The following is a 13041-nucleotide window of genomic DNA, read 5'->3' on the forward strand; positions in this document are numbered from 1 at the left end:
TTTATGCTTTTTCTCCTGCTATAGAAAGCCAGGTTACACAAACAAGCATAACGAATACTCCTATTAATTGCCAAAAACCTAAAGAAGTACCGAAAATAATAACAGAGATCACCATTGCTGTTAATGGTTCAATACTAGAAAGAATGCTCGTTTCAACTGCCGTAATGTATTTCATACTACTTAAAAACAATATAAAAGCTACTGTTCCAAAAAATATTAAAGCAACTAATAACATTAAAATTTTAAAATCTACTAGAACAACCCATTGAGTGGACTGCTGCCAAACACGGCTTACTAAGCCCAAAGTGAAGCCACCCACCAGCATCCCCCAGCCCACTACTAAAAGCACACTCCACTCCTTCATTAAGCGTGCAGGATACAAGGTGTAAAATGCAAATGTTAAGCCTACTCCTATTCCCCATAACAAGGCTTTTGGACTAATAAGTAAACTTTCAAATGATGCATTCGTTAGTAACAGAAATAACCCTATAAGGGTACCAATAATACCTAACACTTGATATTTTGGTGGCCATTTCTTTAAACTAAGAGAGACATACGCGACAACAAATATTGGCGCTAAAAACTGTAGTAAGGTAGCAAGCACAGCATTACTTTCATTAATTGCAGCAACAAATGTAAATTGGACACCAAGCATACCTGCAATACCAAAAACTATGAGTTGCCTCCCCCATAGCTTGTGCTGCCAAATTCCAAAAATATTTTTTCCTGTTAACAATAAATATGTAAGTAGTAATATACCTGCAACCGATAAACGGATTGTTAACATAAAGGATACAGTCAAAGGTGTATGATTAAGCAACCACTCCATTAAAGGGCCAGTTGCTCCCCATAACATAGCACCCGAGACGATAAATATTATTCCTTTTAAACGTTTCATACCAATCCTGCTTCCTATATACGTACTAAAAATTGTTACTTTTCTTCAAATCATTTCTTATATTTCACTAGAAAAGTCCTATTAAATTTTACTATCAAATATTTACAAATATATTCATAATGACTAATTCCCGATTATTATCTATAATATTAGTATATATTGATTACCCAAGGAGATCGAATAATCATGAGTCATATGCATAAATCATTTACGATTGATGAACATTATTTAAATTCACTTCCTTTTCCTGCAATTATCATTAATCAAGATGGACAAGCAACAGTCTGGGGAAAGAGTGCTGAACATCTGATTGGCTTATCAGCTAATGATATTAAAGGAAATACTACTCCATCTATACACGAAAATCTACTGCGTCAGCTTCCTGTCGAAACACTTCAATCTATTTTACAAAATGAGGACAGTACGTATCTAGAAAAAATTCAAGTACACACAACTTCAAATGCAGAAATAACAACAGCTCTGCTAGCTAAACCTTTTACAGATGAGGGAGAACGTTTTATTCTATTGATTTTTATGCTCCCAGAATTAATGACGCAGGCTATCTCTCAATGCAATACCTTTGTAAACCTTAAGCAAGGTTTAGATGCAACCTTTATGACCGTTACACTCGATCACGATGGATTTATCTTGGAATGTAATAATGAATTTCTAAAAACAAGCCAATGGACACCAAAGCGTGTTATCGGCAAAACCTTTTGGCAACTGTTCCCTGATAATGAAATGAGTGAAAAAATAACACATACGATCTGGCGTAATTTAAATAATGGTCATACATGGCAAGGAGAAGTTGAAAAAATTACAAAAACGGGGCAATCCTATTGGGTGCTACTAACGGCTATCCCCCTCGTTAATCTTGAAACAAATGAACAACAGTTTATCCTAATTGAAAAGGATGTAACTAAATCAAAAACGATTCAACACCAACTTGAAAAAATTGCTTACATCGATACAGAAACTGGTTTGATGAATGCACATCGACTTGAAAAAGTAATCACCAATATGATTGACGATGAGAGACACTTTTCATTTGTTTATCTAAGTATTGATAAATTTTATACACTTAAAGAATTACATGATCAACAAATCGATCAAAGCCTTATTGTTGAATTTACAAATCGTATAAAAATGTATTTCCAAGATAGCACGATGGCTCGTATAAATGAAAATGATTTTGTTGTCATTACGCCTTTAAGTGAATGGTTTATTCAAGGCTTTTTATCTTACTTACAACAACATCCGATTTATAGCGGCAATATTGCTGTACCAATTTCTATTAGTGGTGGCATAACTAGATATCCTGAGGATCAATCAACATTCTCTCAGCTTATGAAGGCATCCATTGCTACTATTTCAACAGTCCGTGAGGCTGGCGGAGATAAAATTGTTTCTTTATCAACAGCAACACATAAAGCTTTAAATCGTAAAGCATTAATTGAAAAGCGCTTACTCCAAGCACTTGACCAAAAGAACTTGAAGGTACTCTATCAACCACAAATCGATGTGTATTCTGGAAAAGTTACTGCTGTTGAAGCACTTGTACGTTGGGAAGATGAGGTAATAGGTGTCGTAACGCCTGATGAGTTAATTCCTATCGCTGAAGAAACAGGTCTAATTAATAATATTGGGTCCTTCATGCTGGAAAAGGCATGTGAACAAGCATTACTTTGGAAAAAGGCTGGCTATGATTTAAAAGTATCTATTAACTCTTCTGTACGCGAATTCCGTGATAAGAATATGGCAAAATCTATACTTGAAATGATTACAAAAACAGGTTGTCCAGCGAACCTATTACAAATTGAGATTACTGAAAAATTTGCTTTAGAAGCTGAAGCCGCAACGTCTATTGCACAGCAAATGCGTAAGCTTGAAAACGAAGGCATTTCTTTTGTATTAGATGATTTCGGTACTGGCTACGGCTCATTTAGATATATGCAAATTTTACCGATAAGTACATTGAAAATCGATCAAACGTTTACAAATTCACTCTTGAAATCCGAAAAGAGCCAAAAGCTTATGAATGGTATGGTGCAACTAGGTAAATCAATGGAATTGAAAGTGGTCGCTGAAGGTGTAGAAACAGCTGAACAAGCAGATCTATTAATCACTTACGGCTGCGATGCCATTCAGGGCTATTATATTAGTAAACCTGTTACACCTGAAGAGATTGAACTATTGCTGACAAAATAACAATAATGAAGAAGGAGGCTGCGTTTATTTTGCACGCAGTCTCCTTCTATTTTTTATAAACCTTTTGTAATTTTACTTTACTGGAACGAACTGAGCGGAATATGAGTTGGATAATTACTTCTGCAAAAACTAGTCCAATAACAATAGCACCTGTAATTAAAAATGCCTTTAAGCCATATTGCAAGCCTTGTAAGTAATCATCTTCTACCACATTTCTCATTGCATTATAAGCCATGCCCCCTGGTACTAATGGTATAATTCCCCCAACAATAAAAATAATCATGGGTATTTTAAAGCGTCGGGCATATAAATGAGCAACGATGGCAATGACAAATGAGCCAAAGAAAGAAGCTTTGACAACATCCATGCCTTGCTCTGTTAGAACATAGTATATAATCCAGCCAATTACCCCAACGAGTCCGCAATGAAGTAGTGTTTTTCTAGGAACATTAAAAATAATGGCAATCCCAGCTGTCGCAAAAAAACTAACTATTAATTGTATAATAATGTCCATCATCTGCATATTATCCGCCTCCTAAAATCCTAGTGTGACGGCGATTGCTGCACCAATAGCAAAGGCTGTTAAAAAGGCCTCTGCTCCCTTTGCCATCCCTGACATAAAATGACCTGCCATTAAATCACGTACAGCATTTGTAATCAAAATACCTGGTACTAGTGGCATGACGGAACTAATAATAATTTTATCAAGTTCAGTACCATAACCATACTTTACTGCAAAGAAGGCAACAAAGCCGAGGACGAGTGATGCAGTAAATTCAGAAAAAAACTTTACCCTTGTTAAATGATTAATGATTACCAGTACTAGGAAACCGAGCCCGCCTGCCAAAAAAGCTATCGGAAAATCCGACCATCCACCCTTAAACATAATAAGGAAACAACCACTAGCAAGCGCAGCTGCCAAAACTTGCAAATAAGTTGGTAAAAAATAATTTGTTTTTTGTATCGACTTTAACTCGTCATAAGCTTCTTCTAATGTTATGATTTGAGATGTGAGTCTACGAGATACTGAATTTACCAAGGCGATTTTTTGCAAATCTGTAACCCTACTGGGAATTGATGTAATTCTTGTTGGCTGTGTCTTGCCTAACGAAAAAATGATGCCCGTTGGTGTGGCATAACATTGAGCATTTGGCATATTTTGAGAATGTGCCATACGCAGCATCGTATCCTCAACACGGTATGTTTCGGCACCACTTTCAATCATAATGCGTCCTGCAAGCAACAAACAGTCAATCGTAAGTTCATTATCCGCATCTTGTAAGACCATTGCAGCTATCTGCCTCCTTCAAAAGGTTCCTTGCCAATATTAACGAACTGCCAATAAAAACTCAACTGAAAATTTTTTTCTTAAGCAATGGATTATCTTTCAATTTATTTTTACAGTTACACTAATATTACGCATGTGTTTTTTCTATTTTAGTAGGTATTTTACAACCTCTTAAATAGAAGTACAACTACAATTAATTCGCTGATTTTTGAAGAAAAAGTGATCTTAATAATTTTCCACAAAATTACATAAAAAGATTCTAGATTTGTATAACTTTTTTAATGACTGGCACGTCTGATTGTATAGAAAATAAAAAAAGAGGGGAGCGTATCCAAAACCATGCAGGAACGTAGAAAAAGACGCGGTCCAATAATTGATTTCTTATTACTTAGCCTTATTGTGACCTTAACAACTATTATACTTTTTATTATCCTTTCAAAGGATGACTTTAAGTTTCAAAAGATTAGTGCTTCAAAAGAATCCGAGACGGAATCGGTGAATAGTCATTTATCGACCGAAAGTTCTGCGTTTCCAGGCATACGTATTGTTACAGACGTTTCAAATGACAAACGAACACCATTTGCTATACATTACCCACAAACAGATAACGAGGTTTTTAATGATGCCGTATTACAATACATATCGGATTCAAAAGAAAACTATCTAACATCGATGAAGAAAAATAAAGATACAGATGCTATGGGTGAATTAAATATTAGTCTAGAAACTTTTCCGTACCGAGAGCATTACTATTCCTTTGTGCTAACAAAAATGCTATATGTAGGTGGAGCCAATCACGAGGTCTCCACAAAAACATTCTTCATTAACAACGAAACGGGCGAACAAATTACGATCCAAACGCTCTTACAAAATGATGAGAATAACTTATCTACGTTGGCTGTAAACGTCCGAAAAGATTTGCAAAAAAACCTCCAATTAAAGGATGAGCTTTTCAACGATGAACTATTAAAAGCTACCGAACCAAAATGGTCTAACTTCAATCGCTTTGCTATTGTTGATGATTCATTACAAATCTATTTCGATGAATATGAGATTGCTAGTGGAGCAGCAGGTACCCCAATAGTGAAACTACCCCTTTCGCTTATTAACCCTTTGTTAGCCTCCGAATTTCAAATCGCAATGGAAAATGTAAAACCAATTAATCCACCACCAACTGGTGATCCGAATAAAAAACGTATTGCTTTAACATTTGATGATGGTCCACATCCAAAAGTCACGGAGCAAATTTTAAATATTCTTGATAAGTATCACGCAAAGGCTACTTTCTTCATGCTCGGTAGTCGTGTACAATACTATCCTGACATCGTAAAAGATGTTCTTGCGCGCGGTCATGAAATTGGAAACCATTCGTGGAACCACCCTGTCTTAACAAAGCTTACGCAGGAACAAGTGATGAAAGAATATAACACGACTGCCACTGAAATTGAGAAGGCAATCAATCAAGGTGCCACAGTTTTTAGACCACCATACGGTGCAACTAATGACACAATTAATGCCGAGATTCCTATCCCTGTTGTGCTATGGACAATTGATACATTGGATTGGAAACATCGAAATGCACAGCAGCTATTGCCACACGTAAAAAATAATTTACACAATAATGCCATTGTCTTAATGCATGATATTCATCAATCCACTGCAGACGGACTTGACGCTGTTCTTGCCTATTTACAAGAGCAGGGCTATGAATTTGTGACTGTATCCGAGATACTGCCATATCGACAATAGTAATAAACAAAAAGTCCAATGAATTTCTCCATATTCATTGGACTTTCTTTTTGGTTGAAAAAGATGATGTCAACGGCAGAAAAAGCAACTTTGCAAGGCGAGAGGTTGACTTCTGTTCCGCCAGCGTCCTTTCCAGGGCGTCCGATGAGCCGCTTCACTCACCTACGTTCATCCAGGGTCTCATCTGTGACGCTAAATCCCCTAGGAGTGACGCTGGCTCCACTCCAATCAACCATTCTGCAAATTGTCTTTACTTTTTTCATAGTAGCATAGTGATCAAATAGCCCATTATCAGAGGATGATGGGTGACAACACCTCTTCATAAAGAATAATGAACACCTTCACTATATTTGAAAACCGTTGCTAAAGATACAGGATTGGAGTAAAGGCTACTTGATACCTTTCAATTGACTGTTTTGTTTTTCTTATTATTTTATTGTTAATGTATCTAAAGGCTTGAAGTCATTTAACTGATAGCTTTTTATCTCGTTACGCGCTATTGTATACAGCGTATTATCTATATAGACAACACGTTGTACAACTTGCTCCCCATTCTCATAGGACTCATTATTATTACGATTGATTATATTTCCTTTCAATACTATCCCTTTCTCTGCAGTAATTTCATAAATTTGAGCACCTTGACCTTGATAGACAACTTCGTCTCCCTTACCTGCCTCATACAGTACTACAGGGAAGCCAAAATAGTTGTATTCCTTATTGCGGAATAGCGCTTTAGGATTGTATTGCACTTCAGAGGAAGAACCTTTCCCACCAATTTTTACGGTTGATTGTTCTTTCGGATTTCGGAAGTCTGATACATCGAATAGGGACATCTTCATATTGGTTGTCACAGTAAAATTACGTTTCGTATACGAATCATAGCGTTGCTCCGTATCATAACCAATACCAATTAAATGCGTATCATCTAATGGATGTAGGTAATTACTGAAGCCAGGAATCTTCAATTCCCCTAGTACAGCAGGCTTTTTCGGATTCGCTACATCAATGACAAATAGTGGATCCACTTGTTTAAATGTCACCACATATGCTTTTTCTCCCATAAATCTAGCTGAATATATCTTTTCTCCAGGCGCCATATCTTTTACTGCACCAAGCGGTTTTAAATGTTCATCCAAAATAAAGAGATGGTTATAGGAAGTACTTTTCTCATTCCACGTATTACCTTCTGTTGTAAAGATCCGGAAGTTCCCCTTATATTCATCCATTGAATACTGATTTAACACAGTTCCCTTTACTTCCGTACTTCCGACAAAGTTCAAAGTCGTTCCATCTACATTCCACTTGAAAATTTGAGTGTCGGCTGACCTCGGTAACCAAATCATATCCATAACGCGCTTTTCTGATGAAACATCAATACTACTTTCATACATTGGTGTCGTTAAATACAGGGCTTTCTCTGACATATAAAGACCACTACTTCCACCTAAGTACCCTTTCGTATTGGCCGTTGTCTTAGCTCCATTTTTTAAATCGACAGCTGTAATTAAACTATAGGTACCATCCATCGTATTTGGTAAGATTGAGATTTTTTCTAAAGGAAGACTTTGGTACTCTGTTCCTGCCATACTATCAAATGTTTTAGGCTTTAAATCGGTTTTATTGTCTTCTTGTAGCATCCAGTAATTTGGATACATATTACCGATTAAATATAATGTGTCATTCGTTATGCGAATATCCTGCAAGAAGCCTTCTTGCCCAACATCACGTACATGCTTTGGATTGCTTGGATTTGAAATATCATAAATTGAGGCTGTTACCATAGCTGTGCCTGCTTTTTCAATATATTGATCCCCGATGGCAATTAATAGATTGTCATATAGGGCAAGCTTAGAAATATATTGGGAATGTTTTAATTTGATACTTGTAGCCATCTTTAAATTCTTAGGATCTTTAGCATTCACCACTGTAATGCTCTGATCTTTTGCAGTGTAAATAAAGTCATCTTTTACTACTACAATGTCACCCTCTTCTACCCCCTCTACTTGATTATTAGTTGTAGACTCATTATTAGCTGTTGCTTTATCTTCACTTGCTGTACTTTGTAAGCTCTCTTCTTCTCTAATTTCTACTCTTTGAGTTGTTAACAACTTTTTAAAATACTGCTGTAACTCTTTCTCCGATTTAACGGCTGTTAATGTCTCAATAATTGTAAATGGAATTGTCTGTGAAGCTACATTCAGTCCGCCTTGTGCAAAGGCCTCCTTTTTTACATGCAATTGATAATTACCTGGTGCTAACTTTTTCACTACTATCGTTTTTTGATCTTCCAACAATTCAATTGTTGCAGGTACTTTGCTTCCTTTTTCCGTAGTGATATAGACATATTCCTCAGTTATTTTGTTTTTCTTTAAAGCAACTGAAAAAGATGCTTGCCAGTTTTGTGTTGCCATACTTGCGCTAGCCGCCTTTGCCGTCACATCTGTATTCACTATCAATGTAAAAATTCCAGGCACGATAGCTAGAACGATAATGAGCATAATTGCGAACCATTTACTTTTCATCATTTTTCCTCTCCTTCATATACTTGTTTATTAATTAGACTAGTAAAAAAGAGGAAAGTTACATTTTTCTGAAATTTTCTAAGTAAGTTGAGGCACAATAAAAAACGAGAGGGAAACACTTCCCTCTCGTCTATTCTTCAAATGGCCATTTAGGCAACATATTTTTTAATGGCTTATCTTGTCGTCTTCCCAATACATAATCTGCCTGCATAATAGTATGAATTTCGCGAGTCCCTTCATAAATGACTGGTGCTTTGGAGTTTCTTAAATAACGGGCAACTGGATACTCGTCTGAATAGCCATAGGCTCCATGAATTTGGACCGCATCATCCGCAGCCTTATTCGCAAAATCACAAGACTGCCATTTTGCCAATGATGTCTCTCGAGTATTTCGAACACCTTTATTTTTCAATTCTCCAACACGATAGACAAGGAGACGACTCATTTGATAGCCTGCTTCCATATTAGCAATCATTCGTCCGACAAGCTGATGCTCACCAATAGGTTTACCAAATGTCTCTCGTTCATGACAGTATTTCACACTAGCTTCTATGCAAGCTTGGATCAAACCAACAGCACCTGCTGCTACTGTAAATCGACCATTATCTAGCGCAGACATGGCAATTTTGAAACCCTCGCCCTCTTCACCAAGTCGGTTTTCAATTGGCACGCGTAAATCTTCAAAAAAGAGCTCACCTGTATTACCAGCACGAATACCATATTTTCCTTTTATCGCTTTAGATGTAAAGCCAGCCATGGAACGTTCTACAATAAACGCACTAATTCCATGATGTTTTTTCGATTTGTCTGTATAGGCAAATACGATAAAGTGGTCTGCAATATCACATAAAGAGATCCACGTTTTTTGCCCATTGAGGATATAATGATCTCCATCACGGACGGCAGTTGTTGACATGGCAGCTACATCAGACCCAGCCCCTGGTTCTGTGAGACCAAAAGCTCCAATCCGTACACCTTTAGCTTGCGGAACAAGGTATCGCTGCTTTTGCTCTTCAGTCCCCCACTGCATTAAGGTCATGCTATTTAAACCTGTATGAACAGATACGGCTGTGCGAAATGCCGTATCTCCCCGTTCAAGCTCCTCACATACGATAGCAAGTGCATTATAATCCATGCCACTACCTCCGTATTGTTCAGGAACACAAACACCCATTAAGCCAAGCTCAGCAAGTCTGGACCAAATTTTAGCATCAAAGCCACCTTCAGCATCCCATTTTGCAATATAGGGAATGATTTCGACATCAACAAACTGTCTTACTGTTTTTCTTAGCATTTCCTGCTCAGTGGACATTTCAAAGTTCATGGTCAGCACCTACCATTTCACAATCATAGCAGACTTATGTGATGTCTCTTTAATGACCACACCTCGTTTAGCCATCTCTTCAATATACGTATCACCTGGCACGATTGCTTCAGGCGGGAATACACCATGCTCTGTAATAACACCGGCACCAATCATCTGAGCAACAACTGAAATCGTATTTGCCGTAGCACGGGCCATAGCTGTTTCATTAATTGTCATATCTTTACGTACAACCATTTCATATTCATATGTCACCTGCTGTTGGGCCTTTTCACCTGCTACAATAACACGTAACAATACAGCATCAGGTTTTGAGCCCAATTCAAGCTTCTTTTTGAGTGCCTCTCGTACGACTGCACGAACAGGCACTTCTTGATTATCCACTTCTACCTTATTCGCAGAATCAAGGAAGCCTAAGTCTGCTAAAAGTTTAAATTTCTCAGCATGGCCTTTATAACGGATGGTTTTATATTCTAATGTGCGGACATTCGGGAATGTCTTATACAATGTGGAGATACCACCAGATGTATAAAATGCCTCAAGCACACCGAAATCATCAAAATAAATAGGTTCAACGCCTGATAGGGATGGAACTTCTTCAAGCTTGCCCTTCTGAATCGTTTTTGAAGGCTCAGTATAATGATCGAAAACGCCATCTAAAGAAAACACGCGTGTATAATGAAGCGGAGGCTTTGGCTCAGTTGGAATACCACCAACAAATAGTTTAATAGATTCTACTTCGTCTAATTTTGAAGCACCATAGCCCGCTAGAATATTGATCATGCCGGGAGCAACACCTAGGTCAGGAATGATTGTAACACCTTTTGCCTTTGCTTCCTCATGTAAATCTAATATCTTCTCTGTAACGCCACCGATATGACCACCTAAATCAACAGAATGGACGCCTGCCTCAATAGCTGCTCTTGCTACTCGTTCATTGAACGAATAAAACAATGCATTGACGGCAACATCCCCCTTCGAAATAACACTCATTAATGAATCGTCACGTTCTGCGTGTAGCTCTACCACTTCTACCTTATTTGTATCTAGCGTATCTACAAAGTCCTGTGCAACTTTTACATCGATATCCCCTAAATACACACGCTCCACTTTATCGTTTTTTATTAAATCACGAGCTACCTCTTTCCCCATTAAACCTGCACCTAATACAACAACTTTCATCAAGAACATCCCCTTTCGTTGATCTGTTACTCTGTATCGATTTGTGCTCTTTGTAATTTACCGCTGTAGTCTACATAAATACTCTTCCACTCTGTGTATACATCTAGGGCTGCTACACCTGAATCACGGTGTCCATTTCCTGTCCCTTTAGTACCTCCGAATGGCAAATGGATTTCAGCACCTGTTGTGCCAGCATTTACATAAACAATACCTGTATCTAAATCACGTTGTGCGCGGAAAATTGTATTGACATCTTGGGAGAATATTGAGCTAGATAAGCCAAATTTCACACCATTATTTACTTCAATTGCTTCTTCCAAACTTGCCACTTCAATTAGAGATACGACTGGACCAAAGATTTCTTCTTGAGCAATAATCATGTCAGGCTTCACATTTGTAAACAATGTTGGCTCATAATAGAACCCTTTATCATAAGGTGGTTCATTTAGTATCCTGCCACCTGCTAATAATGTAGCACCCTCTTGTTTACCTATTTGTACATAGTGATTAATTTTTTCCAATGCTGCTTTATTAATCACTGGCCCGATTTTTACTCCCTCATCTAGACCATCCCCAATTGTGAGCTTTTGCATTTCATCTAAGAGACGTTTCTCTAATTGTTCTTTTACATCTTTATGCACAATGACTCGACTACATGCTGTACACCTTTGCCCAGCAGTACCAAATGCGCTCCATAAAATCCCTTCTGTAGCTAGCTGTAAATCAGCATCATTCATGACAATAACAGCATTTTTGCCACCCATCTCTAAAGAAACCTTTTTCAAATGCTTCCCGCCAAGCTCAGCTACTTTACTGCCCGTTGTTGTAGAACCTGTAAAAGAAATAACCTTGACGTCAGGATGTTCAATTAATGCTGTGCCTACTGTAGGTCCTGTACCAAATACGATATTAGCGACACCATCTGGTAAGCCTACTTCCTCAAAGATTTTACCCATTTCATAGGCCATCATTGGAGTCTCATTAGACGGTTTCCAAATGAATGTATTCCCTGCAACAATGGCAGGAAATGACTTCCATGTGGCGATAGCAACAGGGAAATTCCAAGGTGTAATGAGTGCTACAACGCCTATAGGTGCCCTTACACTCATAGCAAATTTATTGGCAAGCTCAGACGGTGTTGTTTCACCAAACAATCTACGTCCTTCACCAGCCATATAGTATGCCATATCAATTCCTTCTTGGACTTCTCCTCTAGCCTCTTCAATGACCTTACCCATTTCTTTTGTTAAAACGGTCGCCAAATGTTCTTTTTTCTCTTTCATTTTTTGACCGATGGCATATAAATAATCTGCACGTTTTGGTGCTGGTATAAGTGCCCAGCTCTTTTGTGCTTGTTTAGCAACAGCTACAGCCTCGTCTACCTCATTCGAAGTAGAGCGTGGAATGGTAGCAAGCTGCTCACCGTTTGCAGGGTTCGTCACTGCTATACTTTGTAAATGTGAATGTGTGATCCATTTACCACCGATATAGTTTTTAATCTCCACTACATACACCCCCTGAAATACTCTATGATGCCTCAGCTGTTGTACCAGTCGTATTCCATAGGTATAAGTCTATGAATTTAACCAGAATCCACTTCGCCTTGGAATAATTGCGTCCGAGCAGTGGAATGTGCTTACACGTTTCACTATTCGTGACAGCTACCAGTGGCTTTATCTCCATACATCAATAGTTGCTCCCCACCAAAAGAAAAATGTCTCATTAGGAATCTTGGAGTGAGCGGAGATAAAATATGTCAAAATTCCGAATTTTCAATATACACCACACCTTGTAATACTAGCATTTCAATAATAATCGGTGACAACTGCCAGAGGCTTTATTTCCACTTAACTTCCTTACCTCAATA

Annotated in this window: 9 protein-coding genes; 2 read left to right on the plus strand and 7 right to left on the minus strand. The window is 37.9% G+C overall.

The features are described from left to right. Nucleotide 1: 1 nt before the first annotated feature. Nucleotides 2–898, minus strand: coding sequence for a DMT family transporter (locus tag HXV90_RS13470; RefSeq protein WP_048393305.1), 897 nt, complete (start codon nt 896–898; stop codon nt 2–4). Between the two features lie 186 nt (nt 899–1084). Here HXV90_RS13470 and HXV90_RS13475 point away from each other — a divergent pair, with 186 nt between their 5' ends. After that, on the plus strand, nt 1085–3106 hold the full coding sequence (locus HXV90_RS13475) for an EAL domain-containing protein (RefSeq protein WP_054549078.1): 2022 nt from the start codon (nt 1085–1087) through the stop codon (nt 3104–3106). A 46-nt stretch (nt 3107–3152) separates the two neighbouring features. Here HXV90_RS13475 and HXV90_RS13480 read toward each other — a convergent pair whose 3' ends face one another. Then, nucleotides 3153–3629 (minus strand): threonine/serine exporter family protein, encoded by a 477-nt coding sequence (locus HXV90_RS13480; RefSeq protein ID WP_081010948.1) that lies wholly within the window; start codon nt 3627–3629, stop codon nt 3153–3155. Nucleotides 3630–3641: 12 nt separating this feature from the next. Then, a complete protein-coding gene (locus HXV90_RS13485) occupies nt 3642–4394 on the minus strand; it encodes a threonine/serine exporter family protein (protein WP_009371811.1) in 753 nt (250 codons plus the stop codon). A 339-nt stretch (nt 4395–4733) separates the two neighbouring features. On the opposite strand from HXV90_RS13485, the gene HXV90_RS13490 reads away from it, so the two are divergent. After that, complete coding sequence (locus HXV90_RS13490; protein ID WP_048393300.1) at nt 4734–6143, plus strand: polysaccharide deacetylase family protein; 1410 nt, start codon at nt 4734–4736, stop codon at nt 6141–6143. Between the two features lie 428 nt (nt 6144–6571). Here the strand turns inward: HXV90_RS13490 and HXV90_RS13495 are convergent, their stop codons facing one another. The 4 genes from HXV90_RS13495 to HXV90_RS13510 form a co-directional block, all read right to left on the minus strand. Further along, nucleotides 6572–8671: a beta-propeller domain-containing protein gene (locus HXV90_RS13495; RefSeq protein WP_269897413.1), complete on the minus strand. Its 2100-nt coding sequence runs from the start codon at nt 8669–8671 to the stop codon at nt 6572–6574. 127 nt (nt 8672–8798) lie between these two features. Then, nucleotides 8799–9992 (minus strand): acyl-CoA dehydrogenase family protein, encoded by a 1194-nt coding sequence (locus HXV90_RS13500; RefSeq protein ID WP_269897414.1) that lies wholly within the window; start codon nt 9990–9992, stop codon nt 8799–8801. 9 nt (nt 9993–10001) lie between these two features. Next, a complete protein-coding gene (locus HXV90_RS13505) occupies nt 10002–11174 on the minus strand; it encodes a saccharopine dehydrogenase family protein (RefSeq protein ID WP_269897415.1) in 1173 nt (390 codons plus the stop codon). Nucleotides 11175–11200: 26 nt separating this feature from the next. Next, the gene (locus HXV90_RS13510; RefSeq protein ID WP_269897416.1) at nt 11201–12679 is read right to left on the minus strand and encodes an aldehyde dehydrogenase family protein; all 1479 of its coding nucleotides are present in this window, start codon (nt 12677–12679) and stop codon (nt 11201–11203) included. Nucleotides 12680–13041 lie beyond the last annotated feature (362 nt).

This window comes from Lysinibacillus sp. JK80 (assembly GCF_027557635.1).
Lineage (GTDB): Bacteria > Bacillota > Bacilli > Bacillales_A > Planococcaceae > Lysinibacillus > Lysinibacillus capsici.